This is a genomic window from Pseudoxanthomonas mexicana (assembly GCF_001556105.1).
Taxonomy (GTDB): domain Bacteria; phylum Pseudomonadota; class Gammaproteobacteria; order Xanthomonadales; family Xanthomonadaceae; genus Pseudoxanthomonas_A; species Pseudoxanthomonas_A mexicana_A.
On record NZ_LSIF01000065.1, the window covers coordinates 100,579 to 125,072 of the forward strand.

Below are 24,494 nucleotides of genomic sequence, written 5' to 3' on the forward strand. Positions count from 1 at the left end.
TGGCAGGCCGGTCAATCCATGATTTCAGACCAGTTCGTCAGCCTTATGAACGAAGGCGGGCCGGGAGGCGGGCAACACAGCAGATCCGACCTTCGGCACGGTTGTAAAGTTTTTTCAACGCGCTAAGCTGCGCCCAATCCTTGCCCCGGAGCCGTGATGAGCGCTGACGACACCCCCTCCTCCGCCCTCGCCGACCACTACGCACGCCAGAACCTGGAGGCGCCGGGCTCGCTGGACAACTTCTGGATGCCGTTCACGGCCAACAAGCAGTTCAAGGCCAAGCCGCGCCTGCTCGCCAGTGCCTCGGGCATGCACTACAAGGACGTCGACGGCAACGAGATACTCGACGCGACCGCCGGTCTGTGGTGCTGCAACGCCGGCCATGCCCGCCCGCGCATCGTCGAGGCGGTGAAACAGCAGATCGGCACGCTCGACTTCGCGCCCAATTTTTCGATGAGCTCGCCGCTGCCGTTCAAGCTGGCCGAGCGCCTGGCCGCACTCGCGCCGGGCGACCTCACCAAGGTGTTCTTCAGCAACTCCGGTTCCGAAGCCGTCGACAGCGCACTGAAGATCGCGCTGGCTTACCACCGCGTGCGCGGCGAAGGCCAGCGCACGCGCTTCATCGGTCGCGAGAAGGGCTACCACGGCGTCGGTTTCGGCGGCATGTCCGTGGGTGGCCTGCCGAACAACCGCAAGTGGTTCGGTCCCGGCCTGCCAGCCGTGTCGCACATCCGCCACACGCTGGACCTGTCGCGCAATGCGTTCTCGAAGGGCTTGCCGCCGCACGGCATCGAACTGGCCGAGGACCTCGAGCGGCAGATCGCGCTGTACGACGCCTCGACCATCGCCGCCGTCATCGTCGAGCCGATCTCCGGTTCCGCTGGCGTCGTCATTCCGCCGCAGGGCTACCTGCAGCGCCTGCGCGAGATCTGCGACAAGCACGGCATCCTGCTGATCTTCGACGAAGTGATCACCGGTTTCGGCCGCGTCGGCCATGCCTTCGGTGCGCAGCGCTTCGGCGTGACGCCGGACATGATCACCGCCGCCAAGGGCATCACCAACGGCTGCGTGCCGATGGGCGCGACCTTCGTGTCCGAGCGACTGTTCGAGGCCTTCATGAGCGGGCCGGACAACGCCATCGACATGTTCCATGGCTATACCTACTCCGGCCATCCGCTGGCCTGTGCCGCTGCGCTGGCCACGCTGGATACCTACGAAGAGGAAAACCTGTTCGACAAGGCGCTGGAACTGGGCGATTACTGGCAGGAAGCGCTGCACTCGCTGAAAGGCCTGCCCAACGTCGTCGACATCCGCAACTTCGGCCTGGTCGGCGCCATCGAACTCGCTCCGCGCGCGGGTGCACCCGGCGCGCGCGCCTACGACGTGTTCAGCCGCGCGTTCCATGAGGGACACCTGCTGATCCGCGTGACCGGTGATGTCATCGCGCTGTCGCCGCCGTTGATCGTGGAGAAGTCTCACATCGACCGGATCGCAAACATTCTCGCGGACACCATACGGACGACCGCGTAAAATTACGGATCAACGGCCCCAGCGCTCCCCCTCGCGCGAAGCCCCTTCCCGCTACTGGAGAGCAACATGCTGATTGGCGTTCCCAAGGAAATAAAGAACCACGAGTACCGCATCGGCCTTACGCCGTCGGGCGCACGCGAGCTGGTGTCGAATGGTCACCAGGTCCTCGTGCAGCGCGACGGCGGCAAGGCCATCGGGCTGACCGACGACCAGTACGTCAAGGCCGGCGCGCAGATCGTCGACACGGCGGCGGAGATCTTTGCCCGCGCCGACATGATCATCAAGGTCAAGGAGCCGCAGCCGAACGAGTGCGCGATGCTTCGCCCCGGCCAGGTGCTCTACACCTACCTGCACCTCGCGCCCGATCCCGAGCAGACCAAGGCGCTGGTCGCCTCCGGCGCCACCTGCATCGCCTACGAAACCGTCACCGACCGCAAGGGCGGCCTGCCGCTGCTGGCGCCGATGTCGGAAGTGGCCGGCCGCATGTCGATCCAGGCCGGCGCGCACGCGCTGGAGAAGGCGCAGGGCGGTTCCGGCGTGCTGCTGGGCGGCGTACCGGGCGTGAAGCCGGCGGAAGTACTGGTGATCGGCGGCGGCGTGGTCGGCATCAATGCCGCGCGCATGGCGATGGGCATGAACGCGCACGTCACCATCCTCGACCGTTCGCTCGACCGCCTGAAGTACCTGGACGAGCTGTACGGCCACCAGTTGACCACGATCTACTCGACCCGCGACGCCATCGAAGAGCGCCTGCCCGACACCGACCTGGTGATCGGCGCGGTGCTGATCCCCGGTGCCGCCGCGCCGAAGCTGGTGTCGCGCGAGCAGTTGAAGCTGATGCGTCCCGGCTCGGTGCTGGTGGACGTGGCGATCGACCAGGGCGGCTGCTTCGAGACCTCGAAGGCCACCACCCACCAGAACCCGACCTACGAAGTGGACGGCATCATCCACTACTGCGTGGCGAACATGCCGGGCGGCGTCGCCCGCACGTCCACCTTCGCGCTGACCAACGCCACCCTGCCCTTCGCCGTGCAACTGGCGAACAAGGGCGCGAAGCAGGCGCTGCTGGACGACGAGCACCTGCTCAACGGCCTGAACGTGCACGCCGGCAAGGTCACCTACAAGGCGGTCGCCGACGACCTCGGCTACGCCTACGTGCCCGCGCGCGAGGCGCTGGCCTGATCCTGCTGCTCCCTTCTCCCCGCCTGCGGGGAGAAGGTGCCGAAGGCGGATGAGGGGCACGCCGGCGCTCGTAGGCGCGACCTGCTCCCGACACGTCGAGCATCCGCACACTCGATACAACACATCGCTTCCATCCGTACCCGCTCCGTCGCCCCTCACCCGCCCTCCGGGCACCCTCTCCCCGCACGCGGGGCGAGGGATACAGCAAGGTAGCCCGCCATGACCGAAGCGTTGCATCACTTCTTCAACGGACAGCGGGTGGCAGGCGGCAGCCGCCGCTTCGGCGATGTGTTCGATCCGGCCACCGGCACCGTCACCGCGCGCGTGCCGCTGGCGTCGGCCGACGATGTGAAGCAGGCGGTGGACGCCGCGTCCGACGCCTTTCCGGGCTGGTCCGCGACCACCCCGCTGAACCGCGCGCGGGTGATGTTCCGCTTCAAGGACCTGCTGGAGAAACACGCTGGCGACCTGGCGAAGATCATCACGTCGGAACACGGCAAGGTGCTGTCCGATGCGCGCGGCGAAGTGACGCGCGGGCTGGAAGTCGTCGAGTTCGCCTGCGGCATCCCGCACCTGCTCAAGGGCGAGCATTCGATGAACGTCGGCCGCGATGTCGATTCGTGGAGCGAATACGCGCCGCTCGGCGTGGTCGCCGGCATCACGCCATTCAACTTCCCGGCCATGGTGCCGCTGTGGATGTTCCCGGTGGCCCTGGCCTGCGGCAACACCTTCGTGCTGAAGCCGTCCGAACGCGACCCGTCCGCCGCGTTGTTCATGGCCGACCTGCTGAAGCAGGCGGGCTTGCCGGACGGCGTGTTCAACGTCGTGCACGGCGACAAGGTCGCGGTGGACGCGCTGCTGGACGAACCGCGCGTGCAGGCGCTGAGTTTCGTCGGCTCCACGCCGATCGCCGAATATATCTACGCGCGCGGCTCCGCCAACGGCAAGCGCGTGCAGGCGCTGGGCGGTGCGAAGAATCACATGGTCGTGCTCCCTGATGCGGACCTCGACGGCGCCGTGTCCGCGCTGCTCGGCGCAGGCTACGGCTCGGCCGGCGAACGCTGCATGGCGATCTCCGTGGCGGTCTGCGTGGGCGATGCCACCGCGGATGCACTGGTGTCGACGCTGGCACCGAAAGTCACCGCACTGAAGATCGGTCCCGGCTGCCTCGATCCCGAGATGGGTCCGCTGGTCACCGGCGCGCACCGCGACAAGGTGCGCGGCTATGTCGACGCCGGCGTCGCGGAAGGCGCCGACCTCGTCGTCGACGGCCGCGGCCATGTGGTCGACGGCCACGCGGACGGCTTCTTCCTCGGCGGCTGCCTGTTCGACCGCGTCACGCCGGAGATGACGATCTACCGCGAGGAAATCTTCGGCCCGGTGCTGTGCGTGATGCGCGTGCCCGATCTCGATGCTGCGTTGAACCTCGTCAACGAACACGAGTACGGCAACGGCACCGCCGTGTTCACGCGCGACGGTGGCGCCGCGCGCGAGTTCGCGCACCGCGTGCAGGCCGGCATGGTCGGCATCAACGTGCCCATCCCGGTACCGATGGCGTTCCACAGCTTCGGCGGCTGGAAGCGCTCGATTTTCGGTCCGCTCCACGTACACGGGCCGGATGGCGTGCGCTTCTACACGCGACTGAAGACGATCACCGCCCGCTGGCCGGAGACCCACGTGGCCGAGTTCGTGATGCCGACGATGAAGTAAAGTCGGTGCCGGTTCCCGTGAGGTACTGGCGCATGTCCTTCCGTCGTATCCGCATCCTGGCCCTGCTGCCCTGCCTCGCCGCCGTGGCGATCGCGTCGGCGGGCGAACCCGTCGCGCAGGTGCGCGTCGCCTTCGACCGCGATGGCATCACCAGCACGCGTGCGGAAGGCATGGCGGATCTCGCCACCGGCCGCAAGGCCACCGCCGACGATCCGGTGCGCGTCGCCTCCATTTCGAAGCTGGTGACCGCGATCGGCGTGATGCGATTGGTCGACGCCGGCACGCTCGACCTGGATGCGGATGTCTCGCGCTATCTGGGCTGGTCGCTGCGCCACCCGCAGTTCCCCGACACACCGATCACCCTGCGCCTGCTGCTGTCGCACCGCTCCAGCCTGACCGACGCGGCCGGCTACTACGCCACGCCGCTGGGACAACCGCTGAAGGGCATCCTCGATGACCCGAAGGCCTGGGACGACGCGCACGCACCCGGCACGCGTTTCCGCTACACCAACCTCAACTTCCCGCTGGTGGCGATGGCGATGGAGAACGTCACCGGCGAGCGTTTCGACCGGCTGATGCGCCGCCTGGTGCTGGAACCGCTGCAGCTCGATGCCTGCTACAACTGGGAAAGCTGCGATGACGCCACCGCAACACGCGCGGTGGTGCTGTACCGCGACCGTCGACCGGTGCGTGACGAGAACCGCACAGGCAGGCCGCCGTGTTCGGTGGTCATCGCGGAAGGCGCGGACTGCGACCTTGCGCGCTGGAAGGCCGGTGAAAACGGCGCGCTGTTCTCGCCGCAGGGCGGCCTGCGCATCCCGGCGAACGGACTGGCGAAGATCGGCCGGCTGCTGCTCAACCATGGCGAGGTCGACGGCGTTCGCCTGCTGGCACCCGACACCGTGGCCGCGATGCTGACGCCGCAGTGGACCTTCGATGGCCGCAACGGCGTCACCCACGAGGAAGATACCGGCGACGGCCGGACCAGGGCCTTCTTCTGCCGTTACGGCCTGGCCGTGCAGACGCTGGCAACACCAGCGAAGGATTGCGGCGACGATCCGTTCGGCGACGGCATCGCGCGCGTCGGTCATGCCGGCGACGCCTACGGCCTGCTGTCGGGGCTGTGGGTGGACCTGAAGGCGGGCACCGGCGTGGCCTATTTCGCCACCGATGCGGGCGGATCCCCGGCCGGTGACCATTCCGCGTTCCGCCGCATCGAGGAAACCCTGGCCGCCGATGCGGCCGAACGTCGCTGAGGACCGGCCACGGCCCGCTCAAGATCGTGTCACATTGGCCGATAGTGCCTACATGCCGCCCCGCGACGGCAACCGCCGCGCGGCCCACACGATCCACAGGGGGATCCATCACGATGTCACGTCCAACCGTCCTGCTCTGCGACGATTCGCGCGCCTTGCGCATGCTCGCCGCGCGTCAATTGTCCGATTGCGGCTTCGACGTCGTCGGTGAAGCCGGCAACGGCAACGAGGCCTTCGACCAGTACCAGGCGCTGAAGCCCGACGTGGTGCTGCTGGACCTGGTGATGCCCGAATGCGACGGCAAGCAGGCGCTCGGGCGCATCCTGGCGCAGGATCCCGATGCCCGCGTGGTGATCCTGAGCTCGCTCGGTGCGCAGAGCGATATCGAGGACTGCCTGAAGCTGGGCGCCAAGTCGTACCTGCAGAAACCCATCGATCCGGAAGTGATGGATCGCGTGCTGCACGAAGCGGTCGCCTGACCGCCGCGCACGTTCTCCTTCCACTTCAGTACGAGACCACATCATGGCAGCGAAATTCCTGGGCCAGTTCCTGCTGGAACGCGGCACCATCACCTCGGCGCAACTGCTGGCCGCGCTCGACGCGCAGCGTGCCTCCAATCCCCTGCTCGGCGAACTCGCCGTGCACCACCAGATGCTGGATGCGACGCAAGCCCGCCGCATCAACGACCGCCAGCGCGCCGAGGACCGTCGATTCGGCGATATCGCGCTGGAAATGGGCCTGCTGGATGCCGGTCAGCTCGACGTACTGCTGGCCGCGCAGAAGAAGGGCCGCAAGCTGTTCGGGCAGATCTTGGTCGATCAGGGCGCGCTGACCACCGAGCAACTGGAGAGCGAACTGGTCGCGCACCGCCGCGACCTGGACGAGGCCAACCACGCGCTCGCACTGGGCATCGCCGGCCATGCGCTGGCCGACGTGGCCACCAGCGCGATCCGTGTCAGCAACCGCCTGTTCCCGCGCCTGGTGGGAAGCCAGTGCCAAGCCTCGGGCATCGCCGACGCCGCCACGCTCGCGGCCTGCGAGGTCACCGCGCACGTGCGCATCGACGCCGGTACGGATTCGCTGCTGATCGGCATCGGCTGCGGCCGCGCCACCATGCAGGCGATCGCCTGCGCACTACTCTCGATCACGCCCGAGCAGTGCGACGACGAACTCGCGGTGGATGCGCTGGGCGAGCTGGTCAACGTGCTGATGGGCTATGTGGTGCGCGACACGCTGGCCGATGACGCCAGCTACCGTGCGCAACCGCCGAGCACCGCGCTCTCCGCCGCCGACCTGGCGGCGCGCCACAGCACGCTCGCCCTGTCGATGGCCTCGCAGCATGGTGATTTCGTGCTGATCGTTGGCTGACGCGGCCTATGCCCGCGTCAGCCGCCACGCGCGGTGGATGCGGGCGTTGCGCTCGAAATCCGGCGGGATCGTGCCCGCACTGATCTCTTCGCAGCGCGCGAACTCGGCCACCGCGTTCTCGTCCAGCTTGAAGCGGCGGAAGTTGTTGCTGAAATACAGCACACCATCAGGCGACAGCCGTGCGACCGCCGCGCGCAGCAGGCGCACCTGCTCCCTCTGAACGTCGAAATCGTCGGCGCGCGCGGAATTCGAGAACGTCGGCGGATCGCAGAACACCAGGTCGTACTCGGCCTGCTCCGCTTCCAGCCAGCGCACCGCGTCGGCCTGCACCAGGCGATGCTTCGCGCCACCCAGTCCGTTCTCGGCCAGGTTGTCGGCGCACCACTGCAGGTAGGTCGCGGACAGGTCGACGCTGGTCGTGGTGGCCGCGCCGGCGACCGCCGCCTGCACGCTGGCCGCGCCGGTGTAGCAGAACAGGTTGAGGAAGCGCTTGCCGCGCGCTTCCTGCGCCATGCGCCGGCGCAGCGGACGGTGGTCGAGGAACAGCCCCGTGTCCAGGTAATCGAACAGGTTGACCCGCAGCAGCGCGCCCGATTCGCGCACGACGATGAACTCGTCGCGCTGCTGCATGCGGCCGTACTTGGAACCACCCTTGCCGCGTTCGCGCGACTTCACCGCGATCTGCTCCTGCGGCACACCGAACACCTCGCGCGTGGCCGCGAGCAACTCGCTGAAACGGCGGCGCACGTCATGCTCGGGAATGGTGGCCGGTGCAGCGTACTCCTGCACATGCAGGAACGTCCGTGCCTGGCCGCCCTCTTCCAGGTAGACGTCGATGGCGGCGGCGTACTCGGGCAGGTCGGCGTCGTAGGCGCGGTAGCAGGTCACCTGTTCCTGTTCGCGCCAGCGCTTGAACTTCTTCAGGTTCTTGCGCAACCGGTTGGCCACCATCTGCGCGCCATCCGACAGCGGCTTGGCTTCGCGCGGCTCGCGCGCCGGCGTGGCGACCGGATCGCAGACGATCAGCGCGCACTCGATCGCACCGTTGAACAGCTGGTACTTCTTGCCGGCACGCAGGCCGGTCGCATAGCCGAGGTCGGCATTGCCGCACAGCAGGCTGGCGCGCCACTGCGGCACGGCACGTTGCAAGGCATCGCCCAGCGCGCGGTAGAGCTCGGCATCGGCCGCCAGGCGTTCGTCGTACGGCGGATTGCAGACCACCAGGCCGCGCGGCGCCTCCTGCACCGGCAACTGCGCCACATCGCGCGCGTCGAACTGCAACTGCCCCGCCAAGCCGGCGAGCACGGCGTTGTCGCGGGCGGCGCGGATCGCGCCCAGGTCGATGTCGCTGCCGAAGAACGCCGGCCGCAGCGCCTTGCGTCCGTCCGCTTCGCGCTGCACCGCGTCGGCGAACAGCGTGCGCCACGCCTCCACGTCGAAGCCCAGCCAGCGCGACGGCAGCACGTTGCCATGCCGTTGCAGCCCCGGCGCGACGTCGGCCGCCATCAGGGCACCTTCGATCAGCAGCGTGCCGCTGCCGCACATCGGGTCGAGCAGCGCGCCACCTTCGTGGTACAGCGCCGGCCAGCCGCCGCGCATCAGCACCGCGGCCGCCAGGTTTTCCTTCAACGGCGCATCGTTCTGCGCCTGCCGCCAGCCACGGCGGTGCATCGGGCCGCCGCCCAGGTCGATCGATATCGTCGCGCGGTTCCTGCGCAACGACAGGTTGATACGCACGTCCGGCTGCTCCACGTCCACCGACGGCCGTTCCAGGCCCTGTTGGCGCAAGCGGTCCACCACCGCATCCTTGACGCGCTGCGCGGCGAAGCGCGCGTGCGTGATCGCTTCGCCCGAGACATGGGCGTCCACCGCCAGCGTCAGCTCCGGCCGCGTGTGCTGTTCCCACGCCATCGCCATCACGCCGTCGTACAGCGCCTGTTCGCTGAGGCATTCGAACTCGGCAATGGGCCACAGCACGCGGCTCGCCAGGCGCGACCACAACACGGCGCGTTGCGCATCGACCGGCTCGCCTTCGGCATTGACGCCGGCGACGGTGGCCGTGGCCGTGGGCACGCCGAGCGCGACCAGCTCATCGGCAAGCAGGTATTCCAGGCCCTTGGCGCAGGAGACGAAGAATTTCAAAGCGGAACCTCGAATGGATGGTGCGCGTCGTCCCTGCAACCGTGGGGACCGATGCGGCTTTCCCGGGCGACTGCCCGGGTGGCGGCAACGTGGACGCCGGCCATCGCCGGCACGACGACAATGAACGTCAGAGACCTGCCAGCAACTGCCCGAAGGCGTCTGCCGACGCGGCCACGTGATCGGAAAGACGGTGCGAATCGTTCACCAGCAGCAGCCGCGCGCGGCGCACGTGCGCCCAGTCGACGACGGCCTGCGCCGGGATCAGTTCATCGTCCCAGCCGTGGATGATCGACACCGGGATCGCGGCGGCGTCCAGGTCCGGCAGCGGCCCCATCGCGATCGGCGGCGCCATCAGGAACAGGCCGCGCACCGGCACCTCCAACGAGATGCGCCCGGCGATGTAAGCCCCCAGGCTGGAGCCGGCCAGCACCACCGGCCCACGTGCCGCCGCGGCCTGGGCCAGGCCACGCAGGCGATCCAGCCGCGCGACCACGTCGCCCAGCGAACTGACGTCGCGGCGTGCATCCAGGTCGGTGAAGTCCGGGCGCTCGTGCGTCCAGCCGAGTCGCTCGGCCACGTCGGCCAGCGCGGTGACCTTGGTCGCGTCCGGGCCGCTCTCGAAGCCATGCGCGAGGATGCAATGGCCACGCATCAGAGCGCTTCCACCGCGTCGCCGATACGGAACGTACCGCCTTCGACGATGCGCGCGCACAACCCGCCGTGGCCGCGCATGGCGTTGTAGCCGCCCGGCCCGAGCGCATCTTCCATGCGCGAGCATGGATCGCATTCTTCGGTGCCTTCGAACACGGCGTCGCCGATGCGGAAGCGGCGCTGCTTCAGTGCGATCAACGGAATACCGGACACCACCACGTTCCTGCGCAGCAGCGACGGCGCGAGATCCGGACGCTGCGCCAGCGCCGCGATGACCGGCAGGTGTTCGGCCTGGATCAGGGTGATGCCGCGCTTGCCGCTGCCGCCGTTGTAACGGTCACCCACCAGGCCCGCGCCGGCCACGGCCTCGACGGCCCCGGTGGCGACCATGAGTTCGTCGCGCGCCGGACGCAGGCCGATCCATTCCACCTTGCCGGCACGCGGCAGGGTGGCCATCAGCTTGGCCAACGGGGAATCGGGATTGAGCGGCATGGGAAACCCGCGCGTCGTGGAAGGCCGCCAGTTTACCGGACCGGGCTGCGGCCCGCCCCGCCCTGCTAGCATCGGCGCATGGCCCCCGACCCCTCCGCACTGCAATCCGTCGTCGATCCGCTGCCCTATGAGGACCGGCTGGAGGCACGACCGCTGGACCAGATCGATCTGGTCGTCATCCATTGCACCGAGCTGCCGGATCTCGCCACCGCGCGCGTTTACGGCGAACGCATCCTGCATGCCTCCGGTACCGGCAATTGCGGCCATTACTACGTCGACCGCGACGGCAGCGTGCATGTCTACGTGCGGCCCGGGCGCGTCGCCCACCACGTGCGTGGCTACAACCCGCGTTCGGTCGGCATCGAACTGGTGAACAGCGGGCGCTATCCCGACTGGCTGGCCGCAGGCAGCCAGTCGATGGAGGAGCCTTATCCCGAGGTACAGATCGATGCGCTGGTCGCGCTTCTCGGAGAGCTTCGCGCGACGCTGCCCGCACTGCGCTTCATCGCCGGCCACGAAGACCTCGACACCGCGCACGAGCCGGCCAGCGACAATCCCGGGGTGCAGGTGCCGCGCAAGATGGATCCGGGGCCGATGTTCCCGTGGGATGCGGTGCTCCGCGCAACGCCGCTGGAACGGCTCATTCCCTGATCTCCGCGGGGAGGGCGGCCACGCCCCCGCGGCTATAATCCCGGCTCGCCACGCATCCCAGGCCCTGCCGTGCCCGCACCCGAACCCGTCGTTTCCGAGCTGATCGAACTGCTGTCGCTGGAACGGCTGGAAGACAACCTGTTCCGCGGGCAGAGCCGCGACATCGGCACCAAGTACGTGTTCGGCGGACAGGTGCTGGGCCAGGCGCTGTCGGCGGCGCAAGCGACCGTCGACGGCGGTGCCGGCGAGCGTCGTGCGCATTCGCTGCACGCGTATTTCCTGCGTGCCGGCAACATCGAAGCCCCTATCGTCTACGAAGTGGACCGGACGCGTGACGGTGGCAGTTTTTCCGTGCGCCGCGTCACCGCCATCCAGCACGGCCGGGTGATCTTCTTCTGCGCGGCCTCGTTCCAGGCCGAGGAAGAAAGCGCCGAACACCAGGTGTCGATGCCGGAGGTACCGCAGCCGGAAGACATCGCAGCCGCACCGCCGGTGCTTGCCGAAGTCATGGCCACGCTGCCGCCGAAGGTGCAGCGCTGGATGTCGCGGCGCGGGCCGTTCGAGTTCCGCCACGTGTATCCCCGCGACGAACTGAATCCGCCGAAGCGTCCGCCGTTCCAGCAGGTGTGGTTCCGCCTGAGCGAGCCGGTCGGCGACTCGCCGGAACTGCATCGCGCCCTGCTCGCCTACGCGTCCGATTTCCAGTTGCTGGGCACCGCGACCTATCCGCACGGCATCAGCTACTACCAGCCGAACGTGCAGATGGCTTCGCTGGACCATGCCCTCTGGTTCCATCGGCCGTTCCGCGCGGACGACTGGCTGCTGTACTCCATCGACAGCCCCAGCGCGAGTGGATCGCGCGGACTGGCGCGCGGGCAGATCTTCGACCGCCAGGGCCGGCTGGTCGCCAGCACCGCGCAGGAGGGCCTGATCCGCGTGGTGCCCGATGCCGAAGCGGCCGCGGCCGTCCCGGCGAAAGACTGAGGAGCCAGCATGCGGCAAGTGTTTTCCAGCCAGCGGATCGAAACCGTCGAAGGCGTGGCCAAGCTGCTGACCGATGCCGGCATTCCCGTGCACATCAGCAATGGCCGCTCGTACCACAGCAAACGAGGCGGCCAGTTCAGCTACACCGAACCGGTGAAAGCGCAACTGCAGCCTTCGGTGTGGGTGCGGCATGCCGACGACCAGCCACGTGCGCGCGAACTGCTGCGCGACGCCGGCCTGCTGGAAAGTACGCGGCCTGGCTATGCGTCCGCCCTCACCTTCAACAGCCCGCAGGATGCGGACACGCCACCACGCCGATGGGTATGGCGCATCCGCCTGATCCTGCTCGCGCTGATCGCCCTGGCGGCCGTGGTGATGTGGCTGCGGCGTCCGGCGCCGCCCCCAACGGTCGTGCCGCAGCCCCAGGAACAGCCGGCACCGGCCGAGTCCGCCCCGGCCGACGAGGAAGAGGATCGCATCCGCATCCTGCCCGCCTCCGGCGGTTGAGCTGGGGGTGTGGCGTGCCAACACCGGTCACATCCGCCGCATTGGGCCGTCTGGTTCATCAAACCACCCGATGATGCCGATGCCATGACTGCGATCGCCCTCGACATGATGCTGCAGACCGAACTGCCCGCCGCCACGCGCGGCAGCCAGGAAGCCTACGGCCGCATCGTCCACGCCTGCCAGAACACGGTGACTGCCATCGCCCTCGCCATCACCCGCGACGTGCAGGCGAGCGAGGACATCGCGCAGGAGGCGTTCCTGAAGGCCTGGCAGCAGCTGGACCGGCTGAAGAACAGCGCCAGCTTCCTGCCGTGGTTACGCCAGATCACCCGCAACCTCGCCCGCGACTGGTTGCGCGCGCAGCATGGCCGGCCCATGTCGGGCCAGGTGGCGGAGATCGCCATCGGCATGGCCGCCGACCCGGGCCCCTCGCCCGACGAGCGACTGCTGCAGACGGAAGAGGAACTCGTCGCCACCGAGATCATCTCGTCGCTGCCGGAAGACAGCCGGGAGACGTTGCTGCTGTTCTATCGCGAAGGCCAGAGTTCGCAGCAGGTCGCCGACCTGCTGGGCCTGAGCGACGCGGCGGTGCGCAAGCGCCTGTCGCGCGCCCGCGCCATGGTGCGCGACGAACTGCTGCAGCGTTTCGGCGAATTCGCGCGCGCCACTGCGCCGGCGGCCGCCTTCACCATGATCGTGCTGGGTGGGCTGGTCGGCGCGATGCCGGCGGCCAGTGCAGCGACCGTCATCGGCTCCGGCGTGTTGGGCACGGGGCTGGCAGGGAAGCTCGGCACCGGCGGCATGACCACCGGGGGCGTCACCGGCGGCGTGGCCGGCGGCTCGCTGGGTGTCATCTTCGAACAGGTGACGCAGCACCCGGGCGCGTTGGGGGGTGCGATCGGCGGCATCGTCGCTGGCCTGATCGGTTACGCCTTCACCTGGTGGTACCTCGCGCGCTTCTGCCAGACCGCGCAGCAACGGGTACAGGTGCGTCGCTTCATGGCGCTGAACGCCACCAGCGGCGCGGCCTGGCTGTTCTGCCTGATGCTGGCAACGGTGCTCGCACCCGGCTGGCAGACCATCGTCGCGATCACCGTCGTGGGCATGTGCGTGATCAACTACCAATACCTGGTCACCTTGCCCCGCATCATGGCTCCCATTCTTGCGCATCCGGCCAATGCGAGACGCCGGCGCGGCTACGACTATGTGATCGGTCGGAAGGCGGTGGTGCTCAGCAGCGCACTCGCCATCGCGGCCATCCTGTTCGCACTGCTGCAGTCAGGCCGATTCGAACTCTGAAGATGCCGCAACACGCACCCGCCTGAGCGGGTGCGTGCGTGTGCATCAACGGCGGCTTGCCTTGCCTGCCGCCAGCTCATCCCTGGACAGGAACCCGTCCTTGTTGGTATCGAGTGCGTCGAAGCGCTCGGCGAAGCGACCCTTGTCCTTCACTTCATCACGGGACAGGCGGCCATCCTTGTTCGCATCCGCGGACGCGAAACGCTCGTCGGCACGGGCCTGCATGCGCTGCTGGAACTCCGCCCGGCGCGCGACCTCGGCCTGGTCGATCTCGGCACGGGTCAACTTGCCGTCCTTGTCGGCATCGGCCTTGGCGAACCACTCGTCTCGGCGCTGCTTGCCGCGTGCTTCACGGTCGGCACGATCGATCACGCCATCCTTGTTCGCATCCATGGTGTCGAAACGCTCGGCGAAACGCGGTTGCGCGGCGGCTTCGGCGCGGCTGATCTTGCCATCCCCATCGGTGTCCAGCTTGTTGAAGCCATCGCCGTGGCGCGAGCCGCCCTTGCGGCCATGGCCACGCATGCCCTTGTGCTGCGGACGCTCGTCGGCGGTCAGCTTGCCGTCGCCATTATTGTCCAGCGCTGCGAAGCGTTCTGCCAGGCGCGGATGCGCGGTGGCCTCGGCCTTGTCGATGACGCCGTCATTGTTCTTGTCGAGGCTGGTGCGCGCGGGCTTCTGCACGTCACCCGCTTGTGTAGCGGCCAGCGCGGAACCGGCACCGAGGGCGGCCAGCACGGCCACGAAAAGCAGGGTCTTGCGGTTCATCGTGTTCTCCTGAAGACGCGGCGCCATGTGCGCCACTGACACGGAAAACGCGCCTGCACCGTGCCGGTTGACGCGCGGACGGACGTGTTCAGCAAACGGACGGTCGCGATCCCCGCGACGGCGCCGCCGCAGTATGCTGGCCGCATGTCACTTCCGCTCGCCCGTGCCCTGTCGATCTTCGGCCATCCGATGCTGGTGCTGCCGATGGCAGTGCTGGCGATCGCGTTGGCCCAGGGCGATGCGCGGACGGCCGCATGGTCGGCAGTGGGCTTCAGCGCATTCGCCGCGCTGGTGATGGGCTACTCGTGGTGGCAGGTGCGCCGTGGCCGCTGGCACCATGTGGATGCCAGTGCGACGCATGAGCGCAGCGCATTGAACCGTTTCCTGCTGGTCGCCCTCACCACCGGCGCCGTGCTGGTCGCGTGGCACGGCGGACAGCCGCTGTTCGCGCTGGGACTTGCGCTGTCCGCTGCGATGATCCTGGTCGCGATGCTGACGGCTCGCTGGTGCAAGCTGTCGCTGCATCTGGCGTTCGTCGTCTTCGCGGCGTGCCTGTTGCGCGAACTCGGTACGGTGTGGATGCTCGCGGCGTTGATGTTCGCCGCCGCGGTGGCCTGGTCGCGTCTCGCGCTGCAGCGGCATACGCATCGCGACCTGGTCGCCGGTGCGGTGGTCGGCGCACTGGCGGGCCTCGCGTTCTGGCCCCTGGCCACGCGCTGGACGGGCTGACGTGGGCGAGAACACGCACCCCATCGACGATCTGCGCCTGTTCCATACCGGCGAACATCCGTGTGGCTACTGGCCCGATCGTGTCGCACGCGATCTGGTGCTGGATCCGCGCGACCCCCGCCTGTCCCAGCTGTATCCGGATGCGCTGGGCTGGGGCTTCCGCCGTTCCGGCGACATCGTCTACCGGCCGCACTGCCGCCAATGCCGCGCCTGTGTCGCCGTGCGGATCCCGGTGGCCGACTTCGCACCCGACCGCAGCCAGCGTCGCTGCGCATCGCGCAACGCGCGCGTGGAGACGAGGATCGTCGCTGCCTTGCGCGACGAGGAGCACCTGGCGCTCTATCGTCGCTATCTGGCGGCACGGCATCCGCTCGGCGGCATGGATAACCACGGCGCGACCGAGTTCGACCAGTTCCTCGTGGGCAGTTGGTCACGTGGACGCTTCGTGGAATTGCGCGAGGATGGGCAATTGCTGGCGGTCGCAGTGACCGACGTCATCCCCGGCGCATTGTCGGCGGTCTACACCTTCTACGATCCCGCACTTGAAACACGCAGCCTGGGCACGTTGGCGATCCTGCGCCAGATCGAATGGGCGCGACGCGACGGCTACGCGCACCTGTATCTCGGCTACTGGATCGATGGCCATCGCAAGATGGATTACAAGCGTCGTTTCGCCCCGCTGGAATGTTTCGACGGGCGTTGTTGGGTTCGTACAGAAGGGTGAGCCATGGCGCTGCGTCGGCACGACAAGTGTGAGACGTAAATGTGAATAGCAACTTCGTGATTGAGTGCACAAAATGTGCCACCGGCGCAGCTGTGCGACGGACCTGCAACATCCATTCAATCGTCTGGAGCTTTCATGAAGTTCAACATTCTTGCCCTCGCGGCGCTGACCGTCCTGGCGCTCGCCGCCTGCAAGCCTGCCGATGACGCCGCGCGCGTCGCCGATGCCCCGGTGGTCGAAACGCCTGCCACTCCAGGTGCCGTCGCCACCACGTCGGACACGGTCGAAGCCGGCACCGGCGTTGCCGAGTGCGACCAGTATCTGGAAAAGGTCTACGCCTGCATCGCCGACAAGGTGCCGGAAGCCCAGCGCGAGATGATGAAGCAGGGCATCGAACAGTCGAAGGCCGGGTGGTCGGCCCTGACCGACAAGACGGCGCTGGCCGCGCAGTGCAAGACCGCGATGGACCAGGCCAAGACCGCGTACGCCGCCATGGGTTGCACGTTCTGACGTTCCACCGGGCCAACCCGTCGTTTGGCCTGCGGCGCCCCGGTTCTCCGGGGCGCTTTTTTTACGCCTGTCACAGCGGCATGACAGAATCCGCGCATGCGCACCCTCTTCCTCCTGCTCACCATGACCCTGGCCGCCTGCAGCTCGCCCGCAAAGATGGATGAGCCCGCCAGCCGGCAGACCGTGCCGCTCCGCGTGGCCACCTACAACACCTCACTGTTCTCCGACGACACGGGCGGCGTGATCGGGCAGTTGGAGGGCGACAGCGCGCACGCGCGCAAGATCGCGGCCGTGCTGCAGAAGGTGCGACCCGACCTGGTGCTGCTCAACGAGTTCGACTACGACGACGCGCACCGCGCCGCCGACCTGTTCCAGCAGCGCTATCTCGACGTTGCCCAACCCGGCGGCGGCGAACCGCTGCGGTACCCGTATCGCTATCTCGCCCCGGTGAACACCGGCGTTCCCAGCGGTCTGGACCTGGATCGCAACGGATCGGTCGGCACCCGCGGCCGCGAGCGTGGCAACGACGCCTGGGGCTACGGCCTGCATCCTGGCCAGTACGGCATGCTCGTGCTGTCGCGCTTCCCCATTGACGAAGCCAGGGTGCGTACCTTTCAGTTGCTGCGCTGGAGCACGCTGCCCGGCGCCACCAATCCCGTGGACCCGACCACGCGCGAAGCGTTCTATCCCGACGCGACCTGGAAGCAGCTGCGCCTGTCCTCCAAGTCGCACTGGGACGTGCCGGTGCGCACGCCGGGCGGCGTGGTGCATTTCCTCGTCTCGCATCCCACGCCTCCCGTGTTCGACGGGCCGGAAAACCGCAACGGCCTGCGTAATGCCGACGAGATCGGCCTGTGGCGCGAGTACCTGACGCCGGGCGACGCGCCCTGGCTTTGCGACGACCAGGGCCGCTGCGGCGGCCTGCCAGCCGATGCGCGCTTCGTCATCGCCGGCGATCTGAACAACGACCCCGCCGATGGCGACGGCCAGCACGAGGCCATCATCGAACTGCTGGAACACCCGCGCGTCATGCGCATGGCCACGCCGCGCAGCGACGGCGGCGAAGAGACCGCACTGGCCTACGCCGCCAAGGGACTGGAGCGCCGCGGTGCGCCTGCGCATGTCACCGGCGATTTCGGCCGCCGCAACGGCGCGCTGCGGCTGGATTACGTGCTGCCGTCCACGGGTTTCGGCCTGACCGGCAGTGGCGTGTTCTGGCCGAAGAAAGACCAGCCGGACGCCGCCATCGCCGACGGCAGCGACCATCACCTGGTGTGGGTGGACCTTACTCTCTGAGTCGTCGCCGAGGCGACCAGCACCAGCGCACGGCGCTACGGGTATCCCGCACTACTCCGATGCGCCCTCACGTGCGGCCTCATCTGCAGCTGCCTGGGCTTCGCGCGTCGCACGATCGGCACGGGATGTGTCATAGGTCCGCGTGCACACGGCCTCCCGCATGCGGCCGTCCGGTGAAACAACCAGACCCGTGCCACCGACGGTCGCCACCAGCAACTCGCCTTGTCGGGTGAGATACGACATCGACGGAGCCCCCGGCAACACACGCCAGGTGTCCGCACGCCAGGCCCCGTCGGGCAGCAGGGATATCTCGACGACCTCGCCATCGCTGGACAGCATGTGGGCGAGACCCACGGTCGCCACATAGCGACCGCCGAATGCATAGATGTCCTCGACGTTCTGCTCCAGGAGCGTCTGGCGGCGTCCATCGTCGCCAATGAACACGAGTTCGCCGCCCCATTCCCCGCGATCGCCGCCGACCAGCCAACCCTGCTCGGTGCGCAGCGCGACGCTCGGCGTCTGCGATACCGTCCGGCGATGTTCCACCATGTTGTCCGGCGTCACCCTGATCACGCCGACATCCTTCTGGTCGACGTTGTCGCCAGGAGACTCTGCGGGACCGAAGCTCACCACGGTGGTGGCATAGGACAACCTGGAAAGCGCTGCTTGTGCCGTGCGCGCATAGAGCTTCCTGTCCGCCGGCTCCCGCTGCTCACGCTCGGCATACTTCAGGCAAGCAGCCCGCTCTCCCTGGATGTGCTGGTAAGCGAAGAATTCCAATGGAAAATTCTTCTCGTGGAACTTGAGCCGGTAAGCCGTTCCTTCACGGATGTGGCGCAACGCACTGCCGGCAGCCTCGCGAACGGGCGTGTACCAATGCGACGCCGCGATCCGTTCGAGCGCGGGCATCGCCGATGACGCACGAAGTCGCCCCAGTGACTCCGCCGCGACCCAGGACAACCGGGCATCGATGGGATCGTCCAGCTTTCCCGCCAGCGCTGCGGCCGCAGGTGCGTATCCGATGAACCCCAGGGCGCGCGCTGCCGCAACGCGGATCTCCGCATCGCCATGGTCCAGGAGGCCGGTCACGACATCGCCGGCGGCGAAGCCCGCACTGCCGGTTTCAGCAAGGTCCCTCAGCGTGAGCACATGCGGCTGGTCCTGCAGCCGCCGCGCAAAGATGGCACCGGTCCGTGATGAGCGGATGCCGACCAACGCCATGTCCACATGGGGCTGCAACGATGGCCGTTGCTGCGCCAGCTCAGTCAGTCCCGGCTCCAGGACGGCCCCGGCTTCGCCCAGCCCGTCGATCATGCCCAGCACCTTGCGCGCCAAGGGTTCCGCCGCGACGACCGCGATGTCCAACAACCCGGAAGCTGCATCACGCCGGGCCTCCGGATCCATGTCCGCCAGCACCGCGCCGAGTATCCAATGCGTTTTCTCATCGCACGAACGCCGGCAGGCAGCGTGCGCGACGATGGCAGGCACCGCGCGCCGCCCGGACAACCTGGCCGCGTACGCCTCCTGGTTCGCTGGCGCATCCTCCGACACGAGCAGCCGGGCCACCGCCTCGTCGGCGGCCTCCGACGTGTCGATGCGGCCAAGTGCCGGCGCGAGCCAGCCCAATCCCCGATCCAGGCCGCGGACGATCTGCGGAAAGTACACAGGATCGATCACCTTGACGTCGCGAAGCCCCGCCGCCGCAAGGTTGGCGACGTTCTCGTCGGGATCCTCCAGCAGCTGCACCAGCGCGCCGGTGGCACCCGGTTGCAGCCGCATGGCTTTCAACAGGCGACTTTCGGCAGGCGCCATCGACGAACCGAAATCGCGGTCCTGCTTCGCGAGAAGCCGCAGTTGTTGCACGCAGGCATCGACAGAACCACACGCCGCAGATGCCTGCGGCTCCACGGCATGCGCGGGAACCAACAACAAGACCAAGCATCCGATCGTCCAGCGCATGTCCCTCTCCCTGCGACGCGCCCCCTGCATGCAAACCGCTGCCGGCAAGGCAGCCCCTAGGTTCCGACCTGCGTCCCCACCGCCGACGCGCGCGGTCCGAAGCCGAACAGCGATTCGTTCTGCGCCGACACGATCATCCGGATCATGCTGCCGGGGACCATCAGTTCCACCTGCACGTCGTGGCCCTCCGCGTTCTTCCCGACCAGCGTCATCTCGGTGAAGGCGCCGCCGGTGTCGATCTCCTTGCAGAAGATGTGCGGGCCATCGGGCTGGTCGGTCAGGTAGGGCTTGATCGCCTCGCCCAGCGCTTCCAGCGCCTGCGGGAAGAAGAAGACGGCGTAGCCGGTATTGCCATTCATGGCGTCGCTCCGTTCATGCCGCGCGCCTCATGCCAGGTCGATGGTGATGGCCGCGGCCGCGTCGCGCGCCACCGCGCGTGCGGTGTCGGTGTCCTGCGCACGCGCCAGCGTGACGCCGACACGGCGATGGCCTTCCACGCGCGGCTTGCCGAACAGGCGCAGGGCGGTATCCGGCGTGACCAGCGCGCCTTCGACATTGCCGAACACCGGCACGCCGTGACCGTGGGCCAGCATCGCGCAGGACGCCGATGGACCGCTCTGACGGATTACCGGGATCGGCAGGCCGAGGATGGCGCGCGCATGCAGTGCGAATTCCGACAGCTCCTGCGACACCAGCGTGACCAGCCCCGTGTCGTGCGGCCGCGGCGAGACTTCGCTGAACCATACCTCGTCGCCTTTCACGAACAGCTCCACGCCGAACAGGCCCCAGCCGCCGAGGTCATCGGTGACCGCGCCCGCGATCTGCTGCGCACGCTCCAGCGCACGCGGCGACATCGGCTGCGGCTGCCAGCTTTCGCGGTAATCGCCGTCCTTCTGCCAGTGGCCGATGGGATCGCAGAATGAAGTGCCACCGGCATGACGCACGGTGAGCAAGGTGATCTCGTAATCGAAGTCGATGAAGCCTTCGACGATGCAGCGGCCCGCGCCGGCGCGGCCGCCGGTCTGCGCGTAGTCCCACGCCGCATCGATGTGGGCCTCGCTGCGCAGCGTGCTCTGGCCCTTGCCGGAGGACGACATCACCGGTTTCACCACGCACGGCAGGCCGATCGCCTGCACCGCCTCGCGGTACTCCTCGCGCGTATCGACGAAGCGGTACGGCGACGTGGGGAGGGCCAGCGTTTCCGCGGCCAGCCGGCGGATGCCCTCGCGGTCCATCGTCAGCCGTGCGGCGCGCGCGGTGGGAATGACGCGCGCGGCGCCCTCCGCCTCCAGCGCTACCAGGGTTTCGGTGTGGATCGCCTCGATCTCCGGCACCACCAGGTGCGGCTGCTCGCTGGCGATCAGTGCGCGGATCGCGGCCGGGTCCAGCATGTCCAGCACGTGCGAACGATGGGCGACCTGCATCGCCGGCGCGTCCGCGTAGCGGTCGGCGGCGATGACTTCCACACCCAGGCGCTGCAGTTCGATGGCCACTTCCTTGCCCAGTTCGCCCGACCCCAGCAGCAGCACGCGAGTGGCATGGGGAGACAACGGGGTTCCAAGGGTGGTCATGCGAGGGCGTCCGGGAAAGGGGGCGCCAGTGTAGCGGGCCCGCCGACGGACGGCCCCGGGGCTCGTTGACAATTGATATCAAATTGATATCTTTCCATCTATCGCAAGCCGGCCAAGGGGAACCCCATGCTCCACGTGATCCACCAGATCCAGCGCCGCTGGCCATCCCAGGCGCACCGCGTGGCCCCCACCCTGCTCGTCCTCTCCGCCGCCCTGCTCGCCGCGGGCGCCGGCCTGTCGTTGCTGTGATCCCGTCCTGAGACCAAGACCATGAAAGAGAACGCCACGTCGTCGTTGCCCGGAATTCCAAGCCTGCTGGGCCTGCTGGTACTGGGCCTGGGGGTCATCGCCCTCTTCATCACGGGCGCGGCGGACAAGCAGCCCGCTTACATGGGCGTGGCCGCCTTGCTCGGCTTCGTGCTCATGTTCCTGTTGGCAGGCCTGTACAAGCTGGAACCCAACCAGTCCGCCGTGCTCAGCCTGTTCGGCAAGTACGTCGGCACGGTGAAGGACAACGGCCTGCGCTGGAACAACCCTTTCCTGAGCAAGCGCAAGGTGTCGCTGCGCATCCGCAACTTCGAGAGCAGCCGCCTGAAGGTCAACGAGCTGGACGGCAGCCCGATCGAGATCGCTGCGGTGATCGTGTGGCAGGTGGTCGACTCGGCCGAAGCCGTGTTCAACGTCGACGACTACGAGAGCTTCGTGCACATCCAGTCCGAGGCCGCGCTGCGCGCAATGGCGTCCAGCTACCCGTATGACCAGCACGAGGAAGGCCAGATCGCCCTGCGCAGCCATCCGCAGGAGATTTCGCAGCACCTGCAGGAACAGATCGCAGAACGCTTGGGCAAGGCCGGCGTGGACGTGATCGAAGCGCGCATCAGCCACCTCGCCTACGCCCCCGAGATCGCGCAGGCCATGCTGCAGCGCCAGCAGGCCAACGCGGTGATCGCCGCGCGAACGCGCATCGTCGCCGGCGCGGTCGGCATGGTGGAGATGGCGCTGGCCGAGTTGCAGAAGAACGACGTGGTGAAGCTGGACGAGGAGCGCAAGGCGCAGATGGTCAGCAACCTGCTGGTCGTGCTGTGCGGCGAGCGCGGCACCCAACCCATCGTCAACACCGGCTCCATCTACTGACGCGGCACGCCGGCATGCATGCCCTCGTTCCGCTGATCCTCGCCGTTTCCGGCCTGCCCTCGCTGCTGATTGGCGCGTGGGTGAGCCGCGCCCCGGATCATCGCTCGCGCGGCATGGCGCTGCACTGGGTGCTGATCGGCCTGACCATCCAGGCAGGTGCGGTTGGCACGTACTGGGCAGCGGACCGTGACGGCTGGGTGCACGGCATCGTGATCGCCATGGTCGTGCTGGTGAACGCACTGATCGTGTCGATGGTGCTGCAGCTGCGCCGCAACGGGACGCCGCGGTGAGCGAGAAGCAGGATAAGAAAGCCTATCCGCTGCGTATCAGCGCTGACGTGCTGGCGGCGGTGCAGCGATGGTCGGACGACGAACTGCGTTCGCTGAACGCACAGATCGAATACGTGTTGCGCGACGCGCTGCGGAAGGCCGGGCGACTACCCAAAGGTAGCGCCTTGGGAACCGGGGACAAGGAATCGCCATGAATCATCGCTGGAGCCACAAGGTCATCGAAGTCCCGTACAGGATGTTCGCCGGCAAGCTCACCGACCGCATCCAGCAGGATCTGGACAGGATGAGTGCGCAGGGCTGGGAACTGGTCAGCACGCTCTTCATCGAACACGAGGTTTCGGTGCGCCTGTTTTTCAAGAAGCCCGCCTGAGACTCGGCCGATGGCGGGACTCATCAAGCGGATCAAGCGCGTCTGGATCACGCTGGGACTGGCGGCCACGGCCGTGTTCATCCTCTGGTGTCTGGTCGCCTACCGTGCGAACGCGGACGGCTTAAGCGCGTCGCTGCCTGATGATCGCGTCGACGTTGTGCATGGCAATGATCGCTGGGTGTTTGAGCCACGCGCCTCGCCCACACGCACGGTCGGGCTGCTGTTCTTTTCCGGCGCGCTGGTCGACCCGCGCGCCTATGCCCGGCTGGCACGCCATGCGGCCGACGCAGGCTATCCCGTCGCCGTGGTCGAATTGCCGCGACGCGGTGCGCTTGGCGGCGCCGAAGGATCACCCGTCCTGCAGCGCGGCCGCAACGCCATGGCGGCCATGCCTGAGGTGCATTGCTGGGTCATCGGCGGACATTCCCGTGGTGGCGAGGTGGCATCGCGTTACGTCCTCGCCCATCCCGACGGCGTCGCGGCCCTGTTGCTCGTCGGCACCTCGCACCCGCGTGACGTGGACCTGTCCGCGCTGACACTGCCCGTCACCAAACTCGTGGCGGACCGCGATGGCCTGGCCACGCCCGAGCGGGTCGCACGCAACCGTCACCTGCTGCCACCGGCAACGCATTGGGTCGAGATCGCCGGCGGCAACCATTCGCAGTTCGGCGACTATGGGTTCCAACCCGGGGATGGGTTCGCCCGCGTGCCGCGACAGACCCAATGGCAGCGGCTGGCCGATGAGACCCGGCGGCTATTGGACGACACGGCCGCCACCCCGGCCTGCACACCTTCCATCGAGGCATCGTAGGAGCGCCATGCAGCAGAAACAGGAATTCGACCTCGCGCCATTGCCCAGCCACACCGTCTGGTGGTTGTGGCTGCCGATGCTGCTTGCGACAGGCGGTGTCATCCTGGCGATGACGGTAGGCTCGCGCACGGCACCATCATTGGCCGCGTGGCTCGCGGTGCCGTTCGTGCTCGCAATCGGTACCGTGTTGACCCTCGCCCTGCGACGCCGCCGGATCGTACTGGACAACCGTGAGCTGCAGGTGCTCGCAACGTTCTATACGAAAAAACTGTCGGTGGAAGCGATCGACCTCGGCAAGGCACGCGTGTTGAGCCTGGAGGAGCACACCGATCTTGCGCCGATGCTGAAGACCAACGGTTTCAGCCTGCCGGGCTTCAAGGCGGGCCACTTTCGACTGCGCAACCTGGGCAAGGCGTTCTGCCTCGTCACCGATCGCACCCGCGTACTCACCCTGCCCTTGCGCGATGGCGGGCTGGTGCTGCTGAGTCCGGCACGTCCCGCCGACGTCCTGGCTCGACTGCGCGAACTGGCGGTCGCCACGCCGCATCGCTAAGCTGCGG

General features: G+C 67.8%; 28 protein-coding genes and 1 pseudogene. 21 read left to right on the forward strand and 8 right to left on the reverse strand.

Annotated features, from left to right (window positions below; translation table 11 throughout):
• Positions 1 to 156 precede the first annotated feature (156 nt).
• The 6 genes from aptA to AX730_RS12115 all read left to right on the forward strand — a co-directional run bounded on the left by aptA (position 157) and on the right by AX730_RS12115 (position 7,046).
• Positions 157 to 1,530: an omega-aminotransferase AptA gene (gene aptA / locus AX730_RS12090; protein WP_062356761.1), complete on the forward strand. Its 1,374-nt coding sequence runs from the start codon at positions 157 to 159 to the stop codon at positions 1,528 to 1,530.
• 66 nt (positions 1,531 to 1,596) lie between these two features.
• Positions 1,597 to 2,712, forward strand: coding sequence for an alanine dehydrogenase (gene ald, locus AX730_RS12095; protein ID WP_062356764.1), 1,116 nt, complete (start codon positions 1,597 to 1,599; stop codon positions 2,710 to 2,712).
• A gap of 219 nt (positions 2,713 to 2,931) precedes the next feature.
• Positions 2,932 to 4,422 carry a CoA-acylating methylmalonate-semialdehyde dehydrogenase gene (locus AX730_RS12100; RefSeq protein WP_062356766.1) on the forward strand — a complete coding sequence of 497 codons (1,491 nt, stop codon included), beginning with the start codon at positions 2,932 to 2,934 and terminating at the stop codon, positions 4,420 to 4,422.
• A gap of 32 nt (positions 4,423 to 4,454) precedes the next feature.
• Positions 4,455 to 5,678 (forward strand): serine hydrolase domain-containing protein, encoded by a 1,224-nt coding sequence (locus AX730_RS12105; RefSeq protein WP_062356769.1) that lies wholly within the window; start codon positions 4,455 to 4,457, stop codon positions 5,676 to 5,678.
• Positions 5,679 to 5,791: 113 nt separating this feature from the next.
• On the forward strand, positions 5,792 to 6,157 hold the full coding sequence (locus tag AX730_RS12110) for a response regulator (RefSeq protein ID WP_232310242.1): 366 nt from the start codon (positions 5,792 to 5,794) through the stop codon (positions 6,155 to 6,157).
• 43 nt (positions 6,158 to 6,200) lie between these two features.
• Positions 6,201 to 7,046, forward strand: coding sequence for a cyclic di-GMP-binding domain-containing protein, MshE-related (locus AX730_RS12115; protein WP_062356772.1), 846 nt, complete (start codon positions 6,201 to 6,203; stop codon positions 7,044 to 7,046).
• Positions 7,047 to 7,052: 6 nt separating this feature from the next.
• On the opposite strand, the gene rlmKL is transcribed toward AX730_RS12115, so the two are convergent.
• The 3 genes from rlmKL to AX730_RS12130 form a co-directional block, all read right to left on the reverse strand.
• Positions 7,053 to 9,188 (reverse strand): bifunctional 23S rRNA (guanine(2069)-N(7))-methyltransferase RlmK/23S rRNA (guanine(2445)-N(2))-methyltransferase RlmL, encoded by a 2,136-nt coding sequence (gene rlmKL, locus AX730_RS12120; protein ID WP_062356775.1) that lies wholly within the window; start codon positions 9,186 to 9,188, stop codon positions 7,053 to 7,055.
• 127 nt (positions 9,189 to 9,315) lie between these two features.
• On the reverse strand, positions 9,316 to 9,843 hold the full coding sequence (locus AX730_RS12125; RefSeq protein WP_062356950.1) for an alpha/beta hydrolase: 528 nt from the start codon (positions 9,841 to 9,843) through the stop codon (positions 9,316 to 9,318).
• The gene (locus AX730_RS12130; protein WP_062356779.1) at positions 9,840 to 10,331 is read right to left on the reverse strand and encodes an MOSC domain-containing protein; all 492 of its coding nucleotides are present in this window, start codon (positions 10,329 to 10,331) and stop codon (positions 9,840 to 9,842) included. The genes AX730_RS12125 and AX730_RS12130 overlap by 4 nt, the downstream gene beginning before the upstream one ends.
• 78 nt (positions 10,332 to 10,409) lie before the next feature.
• On the opposite strand from AX730_RS12130, the gene AX730_RS12135 reads away from it, so the two are divergent.
• From AX730_RS12135 to AX730_RS12150, 4 genes are all read left to right on the forward strand, one after another.
• Positions 10,410 to 10,982 (forward strand): N-acetylmuramoyl-L-alanine amidase, encoded by a 573-nt coding sequence (locus AX730_RS12135; RefSeq protein WP_062356781.1) that lies wholly within the window; start codon positions 10,410 to 10,412, stop codon positions 10,980 to 10,982.
• 69 nt (positions 10,983 to 11,051) lie between these two features.
• On the forward strand, positions 11,052 to 11,966 hold the full coding sequence (gene tesB, locus AX730_RS12140; RefSeq protein WP_062356783.1) for an acyl-CoA thioesterase II: 915 nt from the start codon (positions 11,052 to 11,054) through the stop codon (positions 11,964 to 11,966).
• A 9-nt stretch (positions 11,967 to 11,975) separates the two neighbouring features.
• Entirely contained in the window at positions 11,976 to 12,473 is a 498-nt protein-coding gene (locus AX730_RS12145) for a putative signal transducing protein (RefSeq protein ID WP_062356786.1), read from the forward strand.
• An 84-nt stretch (positions 12,474 to 12,557) separates the two neighbouring features.
• Positions 12,558 to 13,772 carry an RNA polymerase sigma factor gene (locus tag AX730_RS12150; RefSeq protein WP_062356790.1) on the forward strand — a complete coding sequence of 405 codons (1,215 nt, stop codon included), beginning with the start codon at positions 12,558 to 12,560 and terminating at the stop codon, positions 13,770 to 13,772.
• 45 nt (positions 13,773 to 13,817) lie between these two features.
• Here AX730_RS12150 and AX730_RS19570 read toward each other — a convergent pair whose 3' ends face one another.
• A complete protein-coding gene (locus tag AX730_RS19570) occupies positions 13,818 to 13,925 on the reverse strand; it encodes a hypothetical protein (RefSeq protein ID WP_407071489.1) in 108 nt (35 codons plus the stop codon).
• Positions 13,923 to 14,540: pseudogene (locus tag AX730_RS12155) on the reverse strand (hypothetical protein); the annotation flags it as partial. The gene AX730_RS19570 and the pseudogene AX730_RS12155, both read right to left, overlap by 3 nt.
• Before the next feature lie 144 nt (positions 14,541 to 14,684).
• On the opposite strand from AX730_RS12155, the gene AX730_RS12160 reads away from it, so the two are divergent.
• The 4 genes from AX730_RS12160 to AX730_RS12175 all read left to right on the forward strand — a co-directional run bounded on the left by AX730_RS12160 (position 14,685) and on the right by AX730_RS12175 (position 17,799).
• The gene (locus AX730_RS12160; protein WP_062356796.1) at positions 14,685 to 15,269 is read left to right on the forward strand and encodes a hypothetical protein; all 585 of its coding nucleotides are present in this window, start codon (positions 14,685 to 14,687) and stop codon (positions 15,267 to 15,269) included.
• A 1-nt stretch (position 15,270) separates the two neighbouring features.
• Complete coding sequence (locus tag AX730_RS12165; protein ID WP_062356799.1) at positions 15,271 to 15,993, forward strand: arginyltransferase; 723 nt, start codon at positions 15,271 to 15,273, stop codon at positions 15,991 to 15,993.
• Positions 15,994 to 16,128: 135 nt separating this feature from the next.
• Positions 16,129 to 16,503 (forward strand): hypothetical protein, encoded by a 375-nt coding sequence (locus AX730_RS12170; RefSeq protein WP_062356802.1) that lies wholly within the window; start codon positions 16,129 to 16,131, stop codon positions 16,501 to 16,503.
• 96 nt (positions 16,504 to 16,599) lie between these two features.
• Positions 16,600 to 17,799 (forward strand): endonuclease/exonuclease/phosphatase family protein, encoded by a 1,200-nt coding sequence (locus AX730_RS12175; RefSeq protein WP_062356805.1) that lies wholly within the window; start codon positions 16,600 to 16,602, stop codon positions 17,797 to 17,799.
• Between the two features lie 51 nt (positions 17,800 to 17,850).
• Here AX730_RS12175 and AX730_RS12180 read toward each other — a convergent pair whose 3' ends face one another.
• Genes AX730_RS12180 through purT form a run of 3 tightly spaced genes read right to left on the reverse strand, consistent with a single transcriptional unit; the run spans position 17,851 to position 21,329 of the window.
• Positions 17,851 to 19,758 (reverse strand): HEAT repeat domain-containing protein, encoded by a 1,908-nt coding sequence (locus AX730_RS12180; RefSeq protein ID WP_062356808.1) that lies wholly within the window; start codon positions 19,756 to 19,758, stop codon positions 17,851 to 17,853.
• Between the two features lie 56 nt (positions 19,759 to 19,814).
• Positions 19,815 to 20,117: a hypothetical protein gene (locus AX730_RS12185; protein WP_062356810.1), complete on the reverse strand. Its 303-nt coding sequence runs from the start codon at positions 20,115 to 20,117 to the stop codon at positions 19,815 to 19,817.
• Between the two features lie 27 nt (positions 20,118 to 20,144).
• Positions 20,145 to 21,329: a formate-dependent phosphoribosylglycinamide formyltransferase gene (gene purT, locus AX730_RS12190; protein ID WP_062356812.1), complete on the reverse strand. Its 1,185-nt coding sequence runs from the start codon at positions 21,327 to 21,329 to the stop codon at positions 20,145 to 20,147.
• A gap of 126 nt (positions 21,330 to 21,455) precedes the next feature.
• On the opposite strand from purT, the gene AX730_RS19475 reads away from it, so the two are divergent.
• The 7 genes from AX730_RS19475 to AX730_RS12220 are packed head-to-tail and all read left to right on the forward strand — an operon-like array spanning position 21,456 to position 24,487.
• Complete coding sequence (locus tag AX730_RS19475; RefSeq protein WP_269746995.1) at positions 21,456 to 21,578, forward strand: hypothetical protein; 123 nt, start codon at positions 21,456 to 21,458, stop codon at positions 21,576 to 21,578.
• 21 nt (positions 21,579 to 21,599) lie between these two features.
• Entirely contained in the window at positions 21,600 to 22,463 is an 864-nt protein-coding gene (locus AX730_RS12195; RefSeq protein WP_062356814.1) for an SPFH domain-containing protein, read from the forward strand.
• A gap of 14 nt (positions 22,464 to 22,477) precedes the next feature.
• The gene (locus AX730_RS12200) at positions 22,478 to 22,753 is read left to right on the forward strand and encodes a hypothetical protein (RefSeq protein WP_062356817.1); all 276 of its coding nucleotides are present in this window, start codon (positions 22,478 to 22,480) and stop codon (positions 22,751 to 22,753) included.
• A complete protein-coding gene (locus AX730_RS12205; RefSeq protein ID WP_062356820.1) occupies positions 22,750 to 22,947 on the forward strand; it encodes a type II toxin-antitoxin system antitoxin in 198 nt (65 codons plus the stop codon). Before AX730_RS12200 ends, AX730_RS12205 begins: the two co-directional genes overlap by 4 nt.
• Positions 22,944 to 23,123 (forward strand): DUF4177 domain-containing protein, encoded by a 180-nt coding sequence (locus AX730_RS12210; RefSeq protein WP_062356823.1) that lies wholly within the window; start codon positions 22,944 to 22,946, stop codon positions 23,121 to 23,123. Before AX730_RS12205 ends, AX730_RS12210 begins: the two co-directional genes overlap by 4 nt.
• Before the next feature lie 10 nt (positions 23,124 to 23,133).
• Positions 23,134 to 23,934 (forward strand): alpha/beta hydrolase, encoded by an 801-nt coding sequence (locus AX730_RS12215; protein WP_062356826.1) that lies wholly within the window; start codon positions 23,134 to 23,136, stop codon positions 23,932 to 23,934.
• 7 nt (positions 23,935 to 23,941) lie between these two features.
• A complete protein-coding gene (locus tag AX730_RS12220; protein ID WP_062356827.1) occupies positions 23,942 to 24,487 on the forward strand; it encodes a PH domain-containing protein in 546 nt (181 codons plus the stop codon).
• Positions 24,488 to 24,494 lie beyond the last annotated feature (7 nt).

What these genes read in the sequence shown, in the direction of transcription:
- AX730_RS12185 (WP_062356810.1), bottom strand. Translation starts at nt 20,117, where the DNA reads ATGAATGGCAATACCGGCTACGCCGTCTTCTTCTTCCCGCAGGCGCTG.
- AX730_RS12105 (WP_062356769.1), top strand. Translation starts at nt 4,455, where the DNA reads ATGTCCTTCCGTCGTATCCGCATCCTGGCCCTGCTGCCCTGCCTCGCC.
- purT (WP_062356812.1), bottom strand. Translation starts at nt 21,329, where the DNA reads ATGACCACCCTTGGAACCCCGTTGTCTCCCCATGCCACTCGCGTGCTG.
- ald (WP_062356764.1), top strand. Translation starts at nt 1,597, where the DNA reads ATGCTGATTGGCGTTCCCAAGGAAATAAAGAACCACGAGTACCGCATC.
- AX730_RS12100 (WP_062356766.1), top strand. Translation starts at nt 2,932, where the DNA reads ATGACCGAAGCGTTGCATCACTTCTTCAACGGACAGCGGGTGGCAGGC.
- AX730_RS19475 (WP_269746995.1), top strand. Translation starts at nt 21,456, where the DNA reads ATGCTCCACGTGATCCACCAGATCCAGCGCCGCTGGCCATCCCAGGCG.
- AX730_RS12195 (WP_062356814.1), top strand. Translation starts at nt 21,600, where the DNA reads ATGAAAGAGAACGCCACGTCGTCGTTGCCCGGAATTCCAAGCCTGCTG.
- AX730_RS12215 (WP_062356826.1), top strand. Translation starts at nt 23,134, where the DNA reads ATGGCGGGACTCATCAAGCGGATCAAGCGCGTCTGGATCACGCTGGGA.
- AX730_RS12170 (WP_062356802.1), top strand. Translation starts at nt 16,129, where the DNA reads ATGAAGTTCAACATTCTTGCCCTCGCGGCGCTGACCGTCCTGGCGCTC.
- AX730_RS12200 (WP_062356817.1), top strand. Translation starts at nt 22,478, where the DNA reads ATGCATGCCCTCGTTCCGCTGATCCTCGCCGTTTCCGGCCTGCCCTCG.
- AX730_RS12210 (WP_062356823.1), top strand. Translation starts at nt 22,944, where the DNA reads ATGAATCATCGCTGGAGCCACAAGGTCATCGAAGTCCCGTACAGGATG.
- AX730_RS12110 (WP_232310242.1), top strand. Translation starts at nt 5,792, where the DNA reads ATGTCACGTCCAACCGTCCTGCTCTGCGACGATTCGCGCGCCTTGCGC.
- AX730_RS12175 (WP_062356805.1), top strand. Translation starts at nt 16,600, where the DNA reads ATGCGCACCCTCTTCCTCCTGCTCACCATGACCCTGGCCGCCTGCAGC.
- AX730_RS12135 (WP_062356781.1), top strand. Translation starts at nt 10,410, where the DNA reads ATGGCCCCCGACCCCTCCGCACTGCAATCCGTCGTCGATCCGCTGCCC.
- aptA (WP_062356761.1), top strand. Translation starts at nt 157, where the DNA reads ATGAGCGCTGACGACACCCCCTCCTCCGCCCTCGCCGACCACTACGCA.
- AX730_RS12150 (WP_062356790.1), top strand. Translation starts at nt 12,558, where the DNA reads ATGACTGCGATCGCCCTCGACATGATGCTGCAGACCGAACTGCCCGCC.
- AX730_RS12130 (WP_062356779.1), bottom strand. Translation starts at nt 10,331, where the DNA reads ATGCCGCTCAATCCCGATTCCCCGTTGGCCAAGCTGATGGCCACCCTG.
- AX730_RS12220 (WP_062356827.1), top strand. Translation starts at nt 23,942, where the DNA reads ATGCAGCAGAAACAGGAATTCGACCTCGCGCCATTGCCCAGCCACACC.
- AX730_RS12145 (WP_062356786.1), top strand. Translation starts at nt 11,976, where the DNA reads ATGCGGCAAGTGTTTTCCAGCCAGCGGATCGAAACCGTCGAAGGCGTG.
- AX730_RS12160 (WP_062356796.1), top strand. Translation starts at nt 14,685, where the DNA reads ATGTCACTTCCGCTCGCCCGTGCCCTGTCGATCTTCGGCCATCCGATG.
- AX730_RS12180 (WP_062356808.1), bottom strand. Translation starts at nt 19,758, where the DNA reads ATGCGCTGGACGATCGGATGCTTGGTCTTGTTGTTGGTTCCCGCGCAT.
- AX730_RS12115 (WP_062356772.1), top strand. Translation starts at nt 6,201, where the DNA reads ATGGCAGCGAAATTCCTGGGCCAGTTCCTGCTGGAACGCGGCACCATC.